Below are 17,647 nucleotides of genomic sequence, written 5' to 3'. Positions count from 1 at the left end.
CGTGAATAACCATTAGTATCCGCGAGCAATGTTACTGTCAACCCGCTATATGATAGCTGAATGGATTTCATGAGGGACCCTTACGGGAGCCGGCGAGGGTCAAATACGGTCGTAGAGTCGGCGCAGGAGAGCGGGCGGGTATCCCAGGTAAAAGGCCACCACAACCAGGGAGTTAAAGAGGGTAGTGGCCACAAGGCCCTTGCGTTGCCAGCGGCGGGCCGAGGTCGTGGCCACGGCGGGCGAAACAATGATACTCCCGCGTTTTTTCAGCAGCCGCACAAGTTCGCAATCTTCCATGATGGGCAGGTCGGGATAGCCGCCAGCAGCCAGGAAATCTTCCCGGCGCACGAACAGCGCCTGGTCCCCATAGGGCATGGCCGCCAGGCGGCAACGCCAGGCCACACTCAGTTCGATGAAGCGCAGACCAGCGCCGCGCCGGTCCAGGCGAAAGGTGAAGGCCCCGGCCGCCGTCCGGGGCCGGGCCAGGATGCGGCGGACCTCCCCCTCCCAAGCGGGGGGGAGCAGGGTGTCGGCGTGCAGGAAAAGCAGGACGTCGCCTTGCGCGGTGGCGGCGCCCGCGTTCATTTGCCGGGCCCGGCCCCGGGGGGCATGGATGACCTTGGCCCCGGCCCGGCGGGCGGCGCTGATGGTGGCGTCGCGGCTGCCGCCGTCGGCCACGATGACCTCCACCCCGGTCGGGGAGCCCACGGCGGCCAGACAGGCGGCGATGCCCGCCTGCTCGTCAAGAGTGGGGATGACCACGCTTATGCCGGCGGGGCGCAGACTCCGTTGCTCCTGTTCCTGGGGCGCTGGGCCGGTTGGGCGTGATTCACGCAAGGCTTCTACGGTTCACCCTCAGTCGTCCTCGGGCGAGTCTCCGTTGGCATCCAGTTCCATGGGCTGGATACTGTTGTGCAGCCCCACCTGGAAGCCGAAAAGCACCGGGTGCTCGTCCTTGAGGTGCTCCAGATAGGCCACCCATAGGGTCGCCAGGTTGGTCAGGGCCTTACCCGCGTCCTGGGCCAAGTGCTTGAGCACTTCGGGGCGGAGCTTATCCATGGGCCCCCGGAAATGGTACTCCTCGATGAGGTGGAACAGGCTGAGCAGGCAATGATGCAGGCTCTCGAACTCCAGCATCAGGGGGTTGCGGGTCATGGCGATGATTTCCTGTTCCCGCGATACCAGAGTATCCATAAGGGCGGCCAACATTCTGGGGTTGGGCTCCATCTTTAACTTGAAGCCGTGCAGGTCCCGGCGGGCCTTGGCGAAACGCCTGGCGTTCCAACTCTTGTCCACCAGCATTTGCTCTTCCAACTCGTCCCGGTTGCTAACCAGGTTGAGCAGGTTGAGCATGATGTCGATGCCCATTTGCCGATAGAAAATGCCCAGGAACATGTTGAGGCGTTTGCGGCGCTCCATTTTCTCGCGCAGCTGGATCAACTCGTCCAGGATAAGGCCCAGCACCAGGGCGTGTATGGGCAGGAAAGCCAGATGGATGTAAAAATACTTGGAGATATAGGCCAAATCCCCGGTGGCGGCCCAGAAGCCCAGGAAGAATATTCCCGAGATGGCCAACAGACCCAGCGCAATGGCGAACTTGCTGAAATACTTTTTGTCCAAAGCGAAGTAGGGCAACGAAAGTGCTCCCACGGCCATGTTTGGCAAGCGTGCAAGAGGCGGCCCGGCCGAAGATTCACCGCCTCGTTAAAAAATGATATCTTAAATTCAAGGGAAAGGCCAAGGCCGCCGCGGGGAGAGCGCGATGATGTACAAGCTCAAGGTGTGCGAAATATTTCTCAGCCTGCAAGGCGAGAGCAGCTTTGTGGGGCTGCCCTGCGTCTTCGTGCGCACCAGCGGTTGCCCCTTGGAGTGCCGTTGGTGCGACACCACCTACGCCAAGACCGAAGGGCATGACATGATCCTGGAGGAGATATTGGGCAAGGTGGCCGGCCTGGGGGTGGAGTTGGTGGAGCTCACCGGTGGAGAGCCCCTGGCCCAAGAAGCGACGCCCCGCATGATGGAGCTGTTTCTTCAGGAGGGATATACGGTGCTCCTGGAGACCAGCGGGGCCTTCAGCCTGGCCCAGGTGCCCGAGGAGGTTCACGTGATCATGGACCTCAAATGCCCTTCCTCGGGCATGCATGAGCGCATGCATTGGCCCAATCTGGAAATGCTGCGGCCCCATCACGAGGTCAAGTTCGTGTTGGCCGACCGGGCCGACTACGACTATGCCCTCCGCATGATAGAGCAGCACCGCCTGGCGGAACGCGCGGGGGTGCTCATCTCTTGCGTTCATGGGGCCATCGCGTCCAGCCAGGTGGCCGATTGGATATTGCAAGACCGCCTGCCGGTGCGCTTCCAGCTTCCCCTGCACAAGGAGCTTTGGCCCGAGCATACCCGCGGGGTGTAGGCTCGGAGCCGAAAAAAACGCCCCGCCATCTCGGCGGGGCGTCGGCGTCGCTAGTTATGGCCCTAGGGCTTCTGGTGCACCTTGATCCAGTCTTCGAGGTGACGCACCGTTTTGTTCATGTCCCAGCGGCCGTTGTCGAACACCCCCATGTCCGCGCCCATCATGGCCGAGGCGAAGCGGGTGGAGTTGGCGTAGAACAGCCACTGCCTGGTCCACAGCATCTCCACGTATTCGTCAAAGGGGCTCGCCTTGGGCGGGCCCTGGGCCAAGCCCTTTTGCCAGGCCTCCATCATCAGACGGGTGGCGGCCAGGACCATGGCGTCGGAGTCCTTGACGGTCTGGTCCAGGCGGGCGAACTGGCCCTGCACCCAGCCCTGGGCGTGGCAGGCCCCGCACACCTTGGCCATGCGCTCTTGGCGCGCCTTCTGTTCATGGGCGTCAATGAGGAACTTGGCGGCCGGCTGGCCGGTGAGAGTGGTGGCCAGGGTTCGCCCGTTGGCGTTGGTTATCTTCCAGGTCTCGGGGCTCTTGGGCTGGGGGTGGGCGTAGATGAGCCCCAGCAGACGCACCCACAGCCGGTCGGTCATCTGATGGGTGCGCTGGGCGATGACGTTGCCCCCCGCGTCGCTCAAGAGGCTGACGTGGCAGGCCGCGCAGGTGGGAGCGGTGAAGTCCTTGCCCGGGGTCCAGGGCACCTTGGCCATGTCCCACTGCTTGTGCATGGCGTAGTAGATGTTGCCGTGCTTGCTCACCTGATACACCTTGTACACCGGCACGTCGGGGCCCTTGTGGCACTCGGAGCAGGTGTAGGGCGAACGGGCCATCTCTATGGCGAACTGGTGGCGGGTGTGGCAGGCGCTGCATGAGCCCAAGGTGCCGTCGGGATTCTTGCGGCCCACCCCCCGGTTGGGCCAGCCGCTCAGCTTGGGGAACTCCATTTCCCCGAAGTCCCCGGTGTCGCGGGTGAGCTTGCCCTCCACCTTGATCTCGGTTCCGTGGCAATAGAGGCAGGACTCGGCCTCGGCCAGGGCGCTGGGCGGCGTAAGCACGGCCTTGCCGCCCTCCACCTTGGGCACGCCGTTGACCTGCAAAGCCAGGTCCATGTAGATGGGGTTGTTGATCAGGTTGCCCCTGGCGTGGGCCATGAGGTTGTGGCTATACTGCTCCCGCTCCTGGGGATGGCAGCGGGCGCAGTCGGCCGGGGTGACCACCGGGTGCACCTGGTAGCCCCCGTGATCGAAGCTGTCGGCGTGGGCCTTGGCGTCGCCGGTGTGGCATTCGGCGCAGCCCACAGCCACCAGCATCAGATCGGCGGGAACCTTTTTGGCCGACACCCGGCGGGCCGCCTCGGGCTCCTGGAGGGCCTGGGCCGGGGTCTTCTGGGACATGCGGCCCCGCCGCCAGTCGGCCACGATGCCGGGGGTGGCGTCGTTGTGGCAGTCCAGACAGGCCTGGGTGGCTTCGCTGAGGGGGGCCTGGGGCGCGGCCAGGGCCGGGAGGGCCAGGGCCGCCACCAGGGCCAGCACGCAGGTCAGGGTTCGCAACAGGGGCATCACTCGCTCCGTGGGGCTGGGGGACGCGGCTTAGATGACCAACCACACCGGCGGGTTGAAGACGCGGGTGGCCAGATCCTTGTCCAGCATCAACAGGGCGCTGGGGTTGGCCTGGGCCAGTTTCATCTGTCCCACCACCTCGGCGGCGCTGGCTTCTTCTTCCACCTGCTCGTCCACGAACCACTTCAAGAAGCTGCTGGTGGCGTGGTCGCTGAGGCTGAGAGCCAGGTCCATGAGCCCGTTGATGAGCCCGGTGACCTTGGCCTCGTGCTCGGCCACGGCCTTGAACACGGCCAGGGCGTCGTCCCAGTCGGTGGGAGGTCCGTCGATGGCGCTGAGCTTCACCCGGCCGCCCCGGTCGTTGACATAATTGTAGAACTTGATGGCGTGGGTCCACTCCTCTTGGGCCTGTACCCGCATCCAGTGGGCCATGCCCGGCAGGGTTTGGGCGTCGAACCAGGTGGCCATGGACATGTACAGATAAGAGGAATAGATCTCGGCGTTGATTTGTCCGTTGATGGCCGCTTCCATTTTTTCGTTGAGCATTCTGCCAACTCCTCAATTGAGCTTAATCAAGGTCATCAAGGCCTCACGACGCCCCGGTCATGCGGGGACCGTGGGGCGGGTGGGGCCATGGATGAAGCGTTTTTTCTATAATAGCGCGTTGGAGGGAAAGGGGGGCAAGTTTCCTAAAGGGCCCCGCGCGGACGAAGGCTCAAAAGCCGCAGACCGGGCAGGGCTGGTCCGCGTCGCGGACGAAGCGCACCTCATGAAAACGGGGCGGCCACAGGCGGGCCACCAGCATGCCGCCGAGCAGGGCCTCCTCGCGGCCCAGGAGCAGCTTCAGGGCCTCGTTGGCCTGCAAGGAGGCCATGAGCGCGGCGGCCGGGCCCAGGATGCCGTCGCGGGCGCTGGTAAGGGCCGGTTCGCCGGGATCGGGCAACCAGCAGCGCAGGCAGGGGCCGCGGCCGGGGCGCAACACCAGCACCTGGCCCTGGGTGGCGGTAACTCCGGCGTGCACCCAGGGCAGGCCCAGCTCCAGGCACAAGCGGTTGAGCACCAGGCGTGGTTCGGGACGATCCAGGCAGTCCAGGACCAGGTCCGCACCGGCCAGCAGTTCCGCTCCGTTGTCCGGGCCAAACTCGGCCTGGACCGGTTCCAGGGCCACCTCTTGGTTGACGCGAGCCAGATGCCGGGCGGCAGCCTCGGCCTTGGGAGCGGCCTGGGCCGCGTCGGCCTCGTCGTAGAGCATTTGGCGGTGCAGGTTGTCCAGGGCCACCCGGTCCGGGTCCACCAGGCGCAAGCGGCCCACCCCGGCCCGGACCAGGAGCAGGGCCGCGGTGCCCCCCAAACCGCCCAGGCCCAGGATCACCACCGTGGCGGCCGCCAGGCGGGACTGTCCCTGGGTCCCCCACCCGGCCAGGCGCTCCTGCATGGTGTAGCGGGAGTCCAAGCCTAGCCCCCGAAGGCGGGGTGGATGAGTTCCACCCGGTCTCCTTGGGCGAAGCTTACCTGCTCATATTCTCGTGGATGCACGAACCGGCCGTTGATCTCCACGATCAGGTCTTTGTGCTGCGCCTGGTGCAAAAGGATAAGTTGGGGCAGGCTCGTGTCCTGGGGTACGGACTCGGCCAGGCCGTCCACGGTTATGGTGATGCTTGAGGGCATGATCGATCCCGCGCAAGAATTATTACTTGGTAACTAGGATAACCTTGACCCGCTTGCCGATCCAGGCCTGGGGCAAATAAACCCTGCCGCTGGTGCCGGTCTGGTGCACCTTCTTTTCCACCATCTCTTCGCCGTGGACCACGAACTTGACCGGCCGAGAGGAAAGGTCGGCGCCCGGCGGCGAACTTGCCGCCGGGCGCTTGCCTGGGGAGGGAGGGGCGCTCATGCCCCTTTCTGTTTCTTAAACGCCTGGTAGACGCGTTCGGGGGTCAGCGGGGTTTCATCGAGCACTAGGCCGGTGGCGTTGCGCACCGCGTTGAGGATGGCCGGGATGGTGGGCATGATGGCTCCCTCGCCCACCTCCTTGGCCCCGAAGGGCCCGTTGGGCTCGCCCGACTCCACCACGATGCACTTGGTCTCGGGCATGTCCATCACCGTGGGGATGTGGTACTCGCCCAGGCTGGGATTGATGATGCGCCCCTGGGAGTCGAATTTCACCTCCTCGAAAAGCGCTTCGCCCAGGCCCATGGACACCGAGCCCTGCATCTGGGCCTCCACGCTGGTCAGGTTCACCGCCTGGCCGCAGTCGTGGGCGTCCGTGATGCGCTCCACCTTGATCTGGCCCGTCTCGAAGTCCACGCTCACCTCGGCCACCTGGGCCGAGCAGCCGTAGGCCGGGCTGGTGCCCACCGCCGCGCCCTTGTACTTGCCGCCCAAGACCGGAGGCTTGTACTTGCCCGTGGCCACCACCGTGCCCCGGCGCAGGTAGGCCAGGCGCGCCGCCTCGCGGAAGGTCAGCTCGTCGCCCTCCGGCGGGTCCGGCCAGCCGCGGTGCTCCTTGATGTAGCCCGTGCGGATGGCGCTGAAGTCCACCGGATCGCCGCTGATCTTGATCCGGCCCTCCTTGATGTCCAGGCGGCTCTGCTCGATGCCCAGCTCCTGGGCCAGGGTCTCCAGAATCATGGCCTTGAGGTTTTCCCCCGCCTCCTTGGCGGCGTGGCCGGTCATCAGGGTGGTGCGCGAGGAATAGGCCCCCAGGTCGATGCCGAAGTCGGTGTCGCCGCTCTTGACCCGCACCTGCTCGTAGTCGATGCCCACCGCCTCGGCGGCGATCATGGCCATGGTGGTCTCAGAGCCCTGGCCGATCTCGGCCGAGGCGGTGTAGAGCAAAATGCCCCCGCCGTCCTCGTCGGCCTTGATGATGATGGTGCAGTGATAGGTGTCGCTGCGATAGATGGGATAACCCGCGCCGGAGACGAAGAAGCCGCAGGCCACGCCGATGCCCTTGCCCGGCGGCAGCTTGCCCTTTTTCTCCGCCCAGCCGGAGCCGGTTTTCACCGCCTCCAAACACTCGCGCATGCCCAGGCTGCTCATGGCCAGGTCGTTGCAAGTAACGTCCCCGGTCTCCATCATGTTCTTCAGGCGAAGCTCGATGGGGTCCATGCCCAGCTTCTCGGCCACCAGGTCCAGCTGCTGCTCGAAAAGACCCCGGGCGATAACCCCGCCGTGGCCCCGCTGGGCCCCGCAGGCGGGCTTGTTGGTGTAGATGCGCTGGCCCTGGTAGCGCATGTTGGGCAGCTTGTAGGGGCCGCCCAAGAGAGAGCCGGCGTAGTAAACCGTGGCGATGCCGAAGGAGGAGTAGGCCCCGCCCTCCAGCGTGGCCTGGTGGTCCAGGGCCATCAGGGTGCCGTCCTTCTTGGCCCCCAGCTTCATGTGGTGGGTGAAGCCGTGGCGGGCCCGGCTGAAAAGAAACACCTGCTCCCTGGTGTAGGCCATGCGCACCGGACGCCCGGTCTTGATGGCCAAAAAGCTCGAGGCCAGCTCGATGGGGGTGGCCGAGGCCTTGGGGCCGAAGCCGCCGCCCACGTAGGGCTTGGCCACCCGCACCCGGCTCATGCCCAGGCCGGTGACCATGGCCACGGTGCGCTGCACGTAGTGGGGCACCTGGGTGGAGCTGTGCAGGTTGAGCACCCCGTCAGAGTCCACCAGGGCCACGCACTGGTTGGGCTCGATAAAGGCCCCGTCCTGACGCTTGGAATAAAAACTGCCCTCCTGGATGATGTCGCACTCGGCGAAGGCCGCCTCCACGTCGCCAAACTCCTGCTCCACCTTGGCGCAGACGTTGTCGGGAAATTCGTCGTGGATCCAGGGAGCCCCCTCGGCCATGGCCTCCTCCACCGTGAGCAGCACCGGCAGGGGCTCGTACTCCACCTCGATCAGCTCCACCGCCTTGAGCGCGGTGGCCAGATCCTCGGCGGCCACCGCGGCGATCTCGTCGCCCACGTAGCGCACCCGGTCCTTGGCGAAAAGATTCTCGTCGTAGCGGGCCGGCGACACCCCGTACTTGATGTCCGGCACGTCCTGGGCGGTGATCACCGCCACCACCCCGGGCAAAGCCTGGGCTTTGGAAATGTCGATGCTCTTGATCTTGGCGTGGGCCTGGCTGGATTGCAGCATGGCCCCGGCCAGCTCGCCTACGAATTTGAGGTCCTCGATGTAGCGGGCCTTGCCCGTGGACTTGTCGGGGGCGTCCTTGCGGGCCGCCCGGCCTCCGATTACCGAGAAGTTGCCGCTCATGATCTACGCCTCGCTCATCTTGGCGGCGGCGTCACTCACCGCCTCCACGATCTTTTCATACCCGGTGCAGCGGCACAGGTTGCCTGAAAGGCCCTTGGTGATCTCCTCCCGGCTGGGCTGCGGGATAACGTCCAGCAGCGCCTTGGCCGAAAGGATCATGCCCGGGGTGCAAAAGCCGCACTGGATGGCCCCGGCGTCCACAAAGGCCCGCTGCAAGGGATGCAGCTCGCCGCCGCTGGCCAGCCCCTCGATGGTCAGCACCTCCCGGCCCTGGGCCTGCAGCGCCAGCACCAGGCAGGAATTGACCGTCTCGCCGTCCAGGATCACCGTGCAGCAGCCGCAGTCGCCCACCCCGCAGCCGTGCTTGGTGCCGGTGAGCCCCAGCTCGTCGCGCAGCAGGGAGGTGAGGGTCTGGTTGGGCTCCACCAACGCCTGGCGCACCACGCCGTTTACCGTAAGAGTGATGGCTTGCTTGCTCATGCTTGCGCCTCCTCGTTGCCTTGGGCCTGGGCCAGGGCCTGCTTCAGGGCCCGCTTGGTCAGGGTACGCACCATGTCCCGGCGGTAGGCCGCCGAGCCCCGGTGATCGTCGATGGGTTTGGCGTCGGCCGCCGCCGCCTCCGCCGCCGCCTCGATGGCCGCCTCGTCGGCCGACTGGCCGGCCAGCGCCTGGGCCGCGCCCGGAGAGAGCAGGGGAGTGGGAGCCACCGCCCCCAGGGCCACCCGGGCCTCCTTGATGGTGGACCCGTCGTCCTCCAGCATCACCACCGCCGCAACGTTCACCAGCGCAATCTCCATCGCCTGGCGAAGGCCAAGCTTCTGGTAGCCGCCGCCCACGCCGGGGCGGGGAGCCTCCAGGAGCACCTTGGTGAGGATTTCGCCCGGCTCCTTTACGGTGTAGCCGGGTCCCTTGAAATAGCCGTCCAGGGGAACCTCGCGGGTTCCGCCGGGCCCGGCCAAAACCGCCTGGGCCCCCAAGGCCAGCAGGGGAAGACAGATGTCCGCCGCCGGGCGCGCGGTTACCAGGTTGCCGCCCAGGGTGGCCCGGTTGCGCACCTGGGGCGAACCCAGGGCCCCGGCCCCCATCGACAGCACCCTGGGCACCTGGGGCGAGCCCACGGCCAGGCGGGAAGCGGTGTTCAAGGCGCCCAGGCTCACCTTGCCGTTTTCCTGGGCCAGGCCCTGGAGCTCCGCCAGACCGCTGAGGTCCAACAAGGCCTTGGGGGCCAGCTTCTTGAGCTTGAGGTTGACCAGAAGGTCGGTGCCTCCGGCCAGGGGCCGGGCCGCCTCGCCCATTTCACCCAGCAGGGTAATGGCCTCGGCCAGGCTTTGGGGGCGGTAGTATTCAAAAGCAGGCAGCAGCATCAGTATTCCCCTCGTCCTTCCTGCGCCATGCCCAGGTCGATGGCGATCATGGTCAAGCTGGCTTGGATGCGCGAGGTGTTGCGCGCCAGGGCCGGAAAATCGCCGGCCGCTTGCTGTAGTTCCCGCGTCTGGTCGCGCAGGGTCCGCAGACGCCGGCGCAGATCTTCGACTTTGTTCGGCTCCATGTTGCTATCTCCCAAATTAGTGCAAATGCCGCGTGTCCTTGAAGCGCCGGGCCTTGACCTCGTAGCGGGTCAGGCTGCCCAGGGGATGGACCTCGATCTGATACCCCAGGTTGGTCTTCAGGCGCAGTTGATCCTTGAGGCGGCCCAAAACTTCCTGCTCCGTCGCTTGGGCGCCGGGGTTGAACTCCACCTTGAGGGTGATCTTGTCATTGTCGCCGATGCGCTCCACCACCACCTCGTATTCATCGGCCAGCTCGTCGAAGCCCCGCACCACCTCCTCGATGGCCGAGGGCGACAGCAGCACGCCCTTGACCTTGGTGATGTCGTCGGCTCTTCCCTGGACCCCGCCCTTGATGATGCGGTAGGTGCGCCCGCAGGGGCAGGGCTCGGCGGCCCACTCGATGATGTCCTTGCTGTCAAAGCGCAGGCAGGGCTGGGCCAGGCGGTCCAGGGCGGTGATTATCATCTTGCCCTTGCGGCCTGGTTCCTCGATGATCTCGCCGGTCATCGGGTCCTCTATCTCCACCAGGAACATGCCCTCGTTGGCGTGGATGCCGCCGCACTGGGCGGTGCATTCGTAGCTCCAGGCCCCGATCTCGGTGGCTCCGGCGTGGTCGAAGACCTTGGCTCCCCAGGCCTCTTCCATGCGCTTTTTGGTGCTGGGCAGGCTGGCCCCCGGCTCCCCGGCGCAGGTGATGCGCTTGATGGCCAAGCCCGCCGGATCGATGCCCAGGCGGTTCTTGGCCACGTCGGCCATGTTGAGCATGTAGGTGGGGGTGCCCATGAGGGCGGTGGCCTGCAGCTCCTTTATTTTGAGCACCCTGGAGGCGGTGTCCAGCACCCCGCCGGGCACCACCTCGCAGCCCAGTTTCTCGGCCGCGTAGTGCCCGGCCCAAAAGGCCACGAAGATGTTGTAGCCAAAGGGGATGAACACCCGGTCGGTGGCGCGGTAGCCCTGGGCCCAGAGGATGTAGGACCAGCACTCGGACCACCACTCCCAGTCCTGCCAGGTGTCGGCCTGGTACACCGGGGTGCCGGTGGTGCCCGAGGTCTGGCGGAACTCCGCCACCTGCTCCAGGGGCACGCAGAGACGGCTGCCATAGGGGAAGGGCTGAGCCTCCTGGGCCGACTTGAGCATGCCCTTGTCCACCGTGGGCACCCGGCGCACGTCCTGCCAGGTCTTTATGTCCCCCGGTTCCAGGCCCGCCTGGGAGTAGAGCTCCCGGTAAAAGGGCGAGCGCTCATAGGCCCAGGCGATGATGCGTTGAAATTTCTCCAACTGCAGCCGCCGCAACTCCTCCGGGGCCATGGTTTCCAGGTAGGGGTTCCAATAGTTGCTTGCCAGGGTAGTCATCGGCAGCCTCTTAATACATCAGGGTGGGCAGTAAAAGGGCTATCTGGGGGAACATCACGATCAGGGCGGTGCCCACGATAAGGGCTAACAGGAAGGGCAGGGCGCCCTTGAAGATTTTCTCGAGCGGCACGTCGCCGGCGATTCCGTTGACCACGTAGACGTTGATGCCCACCGGCGGGGTGATCACCCCCATTTGGGTCACCAGGACGATGATGATCCCGAACCAGATGGGGTCGTAACCAAGGTCCAGGATGATGGGATAGAAGATGGGAATGGTCAGCATGATGAGGGCCAGCGCGTCGATAAAGCAGCCGCCGATGAGGTAGACCAGCACGATCATGGCCACCACCGCATACCCCGGCAGGTCCATGGCCGCGACCCAGTTGGCCACGTCGAAGGTGATGCGGGTCACGGCCAGGAAGTGGCCGAACACCGTGGCCCCGGCCACCAGCAAAAGGACCATGCAGGAGGTGCGGAGGGTTTCATAGAGGCTTTTCACGAAGCCGGCCCAGGTGAGCTGCCTTCTGATCAGCGCCACCAAGGTCACCGCCGCCGCGCCCACCCCGCCCGCCTCGGTGGGGGTGAACCAGCCCAGGAACAGCCCCAGCATCACCACCACGAACACCAGCATGATGTCCATGGTGTGCACCAGGGACTTGAGCCTCTGGCTCCAGGGGTAGAACTGACAGGCCGGCCCCTGTTTGGGGGAGATGAGGCAGTAGACGTAGACGGCCAGCGCGAAGAGCATGGTCATGAACACCGCCGGAACGATGCCCGCTACGAACAGGGCGCCGATGGACTGCTCGGTGAGGATGCCGTAGACGATGAGCACCACGCTGGGGGGCATGAGCATGCCCAGGGAGCCTCCGGCCGCCACCGAGCCGGTGGCCAGCTCGTCGGCGTAGCCGTAGCGCTTCATCTCCGGCAGGCCCACCGTGGCCATGGTGGCCGCCGTGGCCGGCGAGGAGCCGCACACCGCGCCAAAGGCGGTGCAGGCGCACACCGTGGCCGTGGCCAGGCCGCCCCGGTAGCAGCCCACCATCATGTGGGCCGAATCGTACAGGCGGTGGCTGATGCCCGCGTTGAAGGCGATCTGGCCCATGAGGATGAACAGGGGGATGATGGTCAAGCCGTAGGAAGAGTAGACGCTGTAGAAGTCGCGGGACAACAGCTTGAGGGCCGCCTCGGGGCTTACCTGGGCGGCGAAGCCCACGAAGCCCACCAGGGTCATCACGTAGGCCACCGGCATGCGGGTGAAAATGATCACCATCAAGGCCAGGATGCCGATTATGCCCAACAGGGTGGGACTCATCGCGCACCAGCCTTTCTCAGGTTTATGAGGCACTCGGTAAGGATGACCAGGCTCAAGACCCCGAAAGCCACCGACACTATGTAGATGAGGATGTAGTCGGGGAACTGCAGGCTCATGGAAACCTCCCCGGTTTCCTTTACCGTGTTGCCGTAGAGCCACATTTGCCAGCACACCAGGCCGAACAGGCTGCCGCTGAGCAGCTTGGTTACGGCGTCGAACCAGGCCTGGCCCCGAGGGCTGAGGTGGCGGATGAACAGGTCCACCCCAACATGGCCGTTTTCCATCTCGGTCAGCGGCATGGCGCAGGCCAGCACCAGGGTGGCCATGAAGCTGACCACCTCCACCGCCCCGAAGATGGGGCGGTTGAAGCCGCGGAAGATGACGTCCACGCAGGTGACCACCATCATGCCGACCATGGCCGCGCCACCCAGGCGCTTGAGTACGTTTATGAGCTTGGTAACCAGCGATACCCAGGAATCCAAGGGCTGCCTCCCGCTATCCCGGGAGCGGCGCCAGGGCCGCTCCCGGGTGGTGGTTCACTACTTGCTCAACTCGGCCAGCTTCTTTTGGGTGAACACGAGCGCCTCTTGGGCGGGCACGCCCTTGGGGGTGGTCTCCTTGACGTAGAAGGCCAAGACCGGATCGGTGGCCTTTTTCCAGCGCGCGGCCTCCTCCGGGGTGAGCGCGATGAACTTGCGCCCCTTCTTGAGCATGAACTCGCGGCCCTCCTTGTCCGACTCGTCCCAGGCGGCGCCGTGCTTGGGGATCCATTCCTTGTTGATCTGGATGATGATCTCCTGCACGTCCTTGGGCAGGGCGTTCCACTTGCCCTTGTTCATCACAATGTAGAAGGTGGAGGTGTAGGCGTTGGAATAGTTCTCGGTGCAATACTTGACCACGTCGGCCATGCGCCAGCCCTTGTTGGTCTCCACCGGGTACATGGCGCCGTCCACCACGCCGCGTTGCAGGGCCTGGTACAGCTCGGGCATGGGCATGGCCACCGGGGTGCCGCCCAGGGCCTCGACCACCTTGGCGGTGGTGCCGTGGGCCCGGATCTTCAGGCCCTTGATGTCTTCCATCTTATGGACGGCCTTGTCCTTGGTGTGCAGCAGGCCCGGCCCATGGGCATGCAGATACATCACCTGCACGTCATCCAGCTCCTTGGGCTTGAACTTCTCGTAGACCGCGTTGGCCACCAGGGTGGCGGTCATGCCGCTGGTGTAGCCCAGGGGCAGGTCCACCACCTCCATGAGAGGAAAGCGGCCCCGGTTGTAGGCGAACAGGCAGAAGCCCAGGTCGCTCATGCCCTGCACCGTGCCGTCATAGACCTGTTTGGCCTTGGTCAGGGTCTGGCCGGGGTAGTATTCGATCTTGACCTTGCCCTTGGTGCGCTTTTCCACTTCCTTGCACCAAGCCGCGGCCAGTTTGGATTGGACGTGGGTGGGCGGAAAGAAGCAGGAGTAGGTCAGTTTGACCACCTCCTCGGCCGATGCGGGCGCCGGGGCGACGGAGAAAAAGGCACCCAGGGCCACGAGCAAGGTCAACACCAAAAGTTTCTTCGACATAATTCCCTCCCTTGGGTTGCGACGGCTTGGTAGCCGTCACGGTTGCTTGGGAACAGATCACAGGCCCGCGGGGTGGGGCCGTGGAAAACGGCAAAACGCCACTAGTCGGGTGTTTGCGATTCCGGGAGGCCTGCTACGCGGCGGACCGCCCGTGCTTCGTTCTGGCCCAGCAAAGTTGTGTTGAAATTATGTCGTGCCTTGGGTGTGCATCGTATTGTAGGCGGCCAGAGGGCGGCTTTTGTATGACCGCCGTCATAGAAGCTACAAAATAACTGAATTGAAGCTATTATACCCAAAGGGGCAGGCGTTCGGGATTTTTCAGGGAGGTGGGGCGAATAATGGTTATCTGGCCCCGCTCCGATGAGATGATGCCCAAGCTGCGCAGGCGGGCCATGGTGCGCAGGGTGGTCTCCACCGTGGTCCCGGCCAGCTCGGCCAACTCCGTGCTGGTCAGCTTGATCTCCGAGCCGAATTTGTCCAGCAGGGTCAGTAGCACCCGGAGCAGGCGCTCTTCCACCTTCTTGTCCACCATGTCGATGAGCCGGCTGTTGGCGCTGTCCACCGCCTTGCTCAAAATGGCCATTATGTTGCTGAACAAGACGGGGTGTTCGGCCACGAAGCGCACGAAGTCCTGCCGGGGGATGTGGGCCACCTCGGTGGTCTGCATGGCCTCGGCGCACAAAAAGCGGGGGTCGCCGGTAAAGGGGCCGATGAGGTTCAGGGGCTCGCCCCGCCGGGCCAAGAGGTAGGTCATGCGGGAGCCGCTGGCCGAGCATATGTAGACCTTGACCAAGCCCGAGGCCACCAGATGAAAATGGTCGCAGGGCTGGTCTTGCTCGAAAACCATTTGCCCCTTGCAAAAGCGCCGCAGGCTGGCCAAGGCGGCCAGCTTGCGGAGGCCTTGGCGGGGGATGCCGCTGAAGCCCATGGCGTCTTGGAACAGCTCGATCCGAGCCTCCAGGGGGCTGTCCACCTGTTCGCCTTTGGGGTCGGCTGTGGGTACGCTGTCAGGCATAGATTCGTTTTCCGCCAGAGAGTCGGGCCACTTTGGGCCAAGGACCAAATTCCTACCAAATCATATTATGTTGACTCCTACGGGGTCAATCCACTATGCGGTTATGTTGTTTTGAGGGCGGCGGACGTGGGATCGTCCGCCACCCCGGGTAGGCGGGAGTGACTTACTTGAGGGGAGCCATGGCCTCCATGACCCGCTGGGGATTCTTTTCCGCGGCCTGTAACAGGGCGTTCACCTTGTCTTGGGGCAGCCAGCGCACCTTGCCGCTGGCTAGGTCGTATATGGCGCCCTTGACCAGGACCTTGCCCGAGCCCGCCATCTTGCGGGCGGTGGGGCTCATCACGAACAGGTCGCTGATGGCCTGACTGACGTTTTGCTCGATGGCAAAGGGGACCAACGCCGCGCCCTTGGCCTCGGGATGGTCGTGCATGGCCGTGCGCACCGCGGGAAAGATGGGCGACAGCAGGGGAGGAATGTTGCGTTCCAAGGTCAGGTCGGTTCCCTGAACCTGGGCGCTCACGGCGGAAACCGCGCCGCATTTGGTGTGCCCCATCACCACCAGGAGAGGGGTGTACACGTGGGCCAGGCCGTATTCAATGGTGCCGGCTTCGTCGGTCTTGACCACGTTGCCCGCCACCCGCACCACGAACAGATCCATGATCCCGGCATCGAAAACGATCTCCACCGGCACCCGGGCGTCGGAGCAGGAAAGCACCGTGGCATAGGCGTGATCCGCCTGATTGGAGGCGTCGGCCAACTGGATGCGGGCGGCGTCCTGATGGCCACGCAGGGGCTTGCCGGCGACAAAGCGCGCATTACTCGCCTTCAGCATTTCCCAGGCCTGCTGCGGAGTGGGGCCGGTCGCGGCCTTTTTGGCTTGGGCCAGGGCAGGGAACAAGAACAGCAGGCACAAGAGCCCCGCGCCAACCAGCCTGAGTGTAGAACGCAGCGTCATTTAGACCTCCATTGCGTGGCCGGGATCAATGCGCCGGCGCATTGCGGCAAAAAAGATTTTTAAGCAGGCTCACTCAGTTCAGTATAGTCGGTCCGGCCGGGCGGGTTTGCTTTATATGCGCGCGGGCGAGGGCGCAAAAAAAGCCCCGCCGCTCTTAGGAGCGGCGGGGCGGTAATTGCCGGCTGGAAACCTGAGCGCGGCTTATTTGCCTTGGGCGTCCTTGGGCTTCATGCTCTCGGGCATGGGCACCACGCCGTGCTTGATCTTGACGAACTCGGTGCCGGTCTGGTCGTAGATGGCCGCGGTCATCACGTCGAACTTGTCCACGCCGGGAATGTCCTTGACCCGTGCCTTGGCCGCGTCCATCTCCGGCTCCAGGATGTCGGCCGGGCGGGCGTCAAAGGGGTCCTTGCCGTACTTGTAGCCCTTGAGAATCTTGGCCCGCAGCTCCGGGTCCACCGGGGTGGGGGTCTTGCCGTAGAGGCCGTAGGCCAGGCCCTTGGTCTCGTTGGTGACCATCTTGTACTTGCCGAACAGGACGTTCAGCACCGCCTGTACGCCCACGATCTGGCTGGTGGGGGTGACCAGGGGCGGGGTGCCCAGTTCCTCGCGGGCGTGGGCCACTTCCGCGTACACCTCGTCGATGCGGTCCAGGGCGTTGGCCTCGCGGAGCTGACTGACCAGGTTGGAGATCATGCCGCCCGGCACCTGGTGCACCAGCACGCCGGTGTCGATGGTGGCCATCTTGTTGGGCTTCCAGAAGTCGTAGTACTTGGGGGCCACCTTTTCCAGCTCGTGGCCGATCTTGAGCATCAGGTTCAGGTCCAGGCCCGGGTCGCGGGGGGTGCCTTCCAGGGCCACCATGATGGGCTCCACCGCCGGGTGGCTGGTGCGCAGGGCAAAGGGGGCCAGGCAGCAGTCGATGATGTCCACGCCGGCCTCGGCCGCCTTGAGCATGCTCATGCAGGCCATGCCGCTGGTGTAGTGGCTGTGCAGATGGATGGGGGTCTTGGTGGCCTTTTTGAGGGCGCTGACCAGGGTATAGGCGTCGTAGGGAGCGATGAGCCCGGCCATGTCCTTGATGCAGATGCTGTCCGCGCCCATTTCGTCGAGCTGCCTGGCCTTGTCCAGGTAGTAGTCCAGGTTGAACACCGGGCCACCCATCTTGCGCTCGGTCAGGGAGTAGCAGATGGTCCCCTGGAAGTGCTCGCCGTTGGCCTTGACGCGCTCCACCACCGTCTCGAAGTTGCGGTAGTCGTTGAGGGCGTCAAACACGCGGAAAACGTTGATGCCCGCCTCGCAGGACAAATCCACGAATTCCTTAGCCACGTCGTCGGCGTAGTTGCGGTATCCCACCAGGTTTTGGCCCCTGAGCAGCATGCCGAAGGGGGTCTTGGGGGCGTATTTGCGCAGGGTGCGGGGACGCTCCCAGGGATCCTCGCCCAGGAAGCGGCTCATGGCGTCAAAGGTGGCGCCTCCCCATACCTCCAGGGCCCAGAAACCGGCTTCGTCCATCATCTCGATGGCCGGGATCATGTCCTCGGTGCGCATGCGCGTGGCGAATAGGGACTGGGTGCCGTCGCGCAGGGTCAGGTCCTCGATTTTCAGGGGAGTGGGGTTGCCGCCCCAATCCAATTCCTGGCTCATTTTCCCCTCCTTCTTGCGTGCTCGCCGTGGTGTGCACGGGGC

At 64.7% G+C, this 17,647-nt stretch carries 19 protein-coding genes; 1 reads left to right on the top strand and 18 read right to left on the bottom strand.

Features of this window, described 5'->3' with window-relative positions; translation table 11 throughout:
- Positions 1-99: 99 nt before the first annotated feature.
- Positions 100-837: a TIGR04283 family arsenosugar biosynthesis glycosyltransferase gene (locus AACH32_RS12905; RefSeq protein ID WP_338600102.1), complete on the bottom strand. Its 738-nt coding sequence runs from the start codon at positions 835-837 to the stop codon at positions 100-102.
- An 18-nt stretch (positions 838-855) separates the two neighbouring features.
- A complete protein-coding gene (locus AACH32_RS12900) occupies positions 856-1,635 on the bottom strand; it encodes a hypothetical protein (RefSeq protein WP_338600100.1) in 780 nt (259 codons plus the stop codon).
- 127 nt (positions 1,636-1,762) lie between these two features.
- Here AACH32_RS12900 and AACH32_RS12895 point away from each other — a divergent pair, with 127 nt between their 5' ends.
- Entirely contained in the window at positions 1,763-2,410 is a 648-nt protein-coding gene (locus tag AACH32_RS12895) for a radical SAM protein (protein WP_338600098.1), read from the top strand.
- A 62-nt stretch (positions 2,411-2,472) separates the two neighbouring features.
- On the opposite strand, the gene AACH32_RS12890 is transcribed toward AACH32_RS12895, so the two are convergent.
- The 16 genes from AACH32_RS12890 to AACH32_RS12815 form a co-directional block, all read right to left on the bottom strand.
- Positions 2,473-3,963, bottom strand: a complete 1,491-nt coding sequence (locus AACH32_RS12890) for a multiheme c-type cytochrome (RefSeq protein ID WP_338600095.1) — start codon at positions 3,961-3,963, stop codon at positions 2,473-2,475.
- Between the two features lie 30 nt (positions 3,964-3,993).
- On the bottom strand, positions 3,994-4,509 hold the full coding sequence (locus AACH32_RS12885) for a ferritin (RefSeq protein WP_338600093.1): 516 nt from the start codon (positions 4,507-4,509) through the stop codon (positions 3,994-3,996).
- Between the two features lie 169 nt (positions 4,510-4,678).
- Positions 4,679-5,416 carry a HesA/MoeB/ThiF family protein gene (locus AACH32_RS12880; protein ID WP_338600090.1) on the bottom strand — a complete coding sequence of 246 codons (738 nt, stop codon included), beginning with the start codon at positions 5,414-5,416 and terminating at the stop codon, positions 4,679-4,681.
- A gap of 2 nt (positions 5,417-5,418) precedes the next feature.
- Positions 5,419-5,631 (bottom strand): sulfur carrier protein ThiS, encoded by a 213-nt coding sequence (thiS, locus tag AACH32_RS12875; protein WP_338600087.1) that lies wholly within the window; start codon positions 5,629-5,631, stop codon positions 5,419-5,421.
- Between the two features lie 22 nt (positions 5,632-5,653).
- Positions 5,654-5,857, bottom strand: coding sequence for a DUF2080 family transposase-associated protein (locus tag AACH32_RS12870; protein ID WP_338600084.1), 204 nt, complete (start codon positions 5,855-5,857; stop codon positions 5,654-5,656).
- Entirely contained in the window at positions 5,854-8,208 is a 2,355-nt protein-coding gene (locus AACH32_RS12865; RefSeq protein WP_338600081.1) for a xanthine dehydrogenase family protein molybdopterin-binding subunit, read from the bottom strand. The genes AACH32_RS12870 and AACH32_RS12865 overlap by 4 nt, the downstream gene beginning before the upstream one ends.
- 3 nt (positions 8,209-8,211) lie before the next feature.
- Positions 8,212-8,688 carry a (2Fe-2S)-binding protein gene (locus tag AACH32_RS12860; RefSeq protein WP_338600079.1) on the bottom strand — a complete coding sequence of 159 codons (477 nt, stop codon included), beginning with the start codon at positions 8,686-8,688 and terminating at the stop codon, positions 8,212-8,214.
- Positions 8,685-9,572 (bottom strand): FAD binding domain-containing protein, encoded by an 888-nt coding sequence (locus tag AACH32_RS12855; RefSeq protein ID WP_338600077.1) that lies wholly within the window; start codon positions 9,570-9,572, stop codon positions 8,685-8,687. Before AACH32_RS12855 ends, AACH32_RS12860 begins: the two co-directional genes overlap by 4 nt.
- Positions 9,572-9,757 carry a hypothetical protein gene (locus AACH32_RS12850; RefSeq protein ID WP_338600075.1) on the bottom strand — a complete coding sequence of 62 codons (186 nt, stop codon included), beginning with the start codon at positions 9,755-9,757 and terminating at the stop codon, positions 9,572-9,574. Before AACH32_RS12850 ends, AACH32_RS12855 begins: the two co-directional genes overlap by 1 nt.
- Before the next feature lie 16 nt (positions 9,758-9,773).
- Positions 9,774-11,111 carry a phenylacetate--CoA ligase family protein gene (locus AACH32_RS12845; RefSeq protein WP_338600072.1) on the bottom strand — a complete coding sequence of 446 codons (1,338 nt, stop codon included), beginning with the start codon at positions 11,109-11,111 and terminating at the stop codon, positions 9,774-9,776.
- Positions 11,112-11,121: 10 nt separating this feature from the next.
- Positions 11,122-12,423 carry a TRAP transporter large permease gene (locus AACH32_RS12840; protein WP_338600069.1) on the bottom strand — a complete coding sequence of 434 codons (1,302 nt, stop codon included), beginning with the start codon at positions 12,421-12,423 and terminating at the stop codon, positions 11,122-11,124.
- On the bottom strand, positions 12,420-12,905 hold the full coding sequence (locus AACH32_RS12835) for a TRAP transporter small permease (protein WP_338600067.1): 486 nt from the start codon (positions 12,903-12,905) through the stop codon (positions 12,420-12,422). Before AACH32_RS12835 ends, AACH32_RS12840 begins: the two co-directional genes overlap by 4 nt.
- Positions 12,906-12,962: 57 nt before the next feature.
- Positions 12,963-13,988, bottom strand: coding sequence for a TRAP transporter substrate-binding protein (locus AACH32_RS12830; protein WP_338600065.1), 1,026 nt, complete (start codon positions 13,986-13,988; stop codon positions 12,963-12,965).
- A 286-nt stretch (positions 13,989-14,274) separates the two neighbouring features.
- Positions 14,275-15,003: a Crp/Fnr family transcriptional regulator gene (locus AACH32_RS12825; RefSeq protein WP_338600062.1), complete on the bottom strand. Its 729-nt coding sequence runs from the start codon at positions 15,001-15,003 to the stop codon at positions 14,275-14,277.
- Between the two features lie 163 nt (positions 15,004-15,166).
- Positions 15,167-15,958, bottom strand: a complete 792-nt coding sequence (locus AACH32_RS12820) for a carbonic anhydrase (RefSeq protein WP_338600059.1) — start codon at positions 15,956-15,958, stop codon at positions 15,167-15,169.
- Between the two features lie 201 nt (positions 15,959-16,159).
- Complete coding sequence (locus tag AACH32_RS12815; protein ID WP_338600057.1) at positions 16,160-17,605, bottom strand: pyruvate carboxylase subunit B; 1,446 nt, start codon at positions 17,603-17,605, stop codon at positions 16,160-16,162.
- Positions 17,606-17,647: the final 42 nt, after the last annotated feature.

This window comes from Desulfoferula mesophila, from assembly GCF_037076455.1.
Classification (GTDB): domain Bacteria; phylum Desulfobacterota; class Desulfarculia; order Desulfarculales; family Desulfarculaceae; genus Desulfoferula; species Desulfoferula mesophila.
This window is presented reverse-complemented; position numbering and strand designations above follow the sequence as displayed.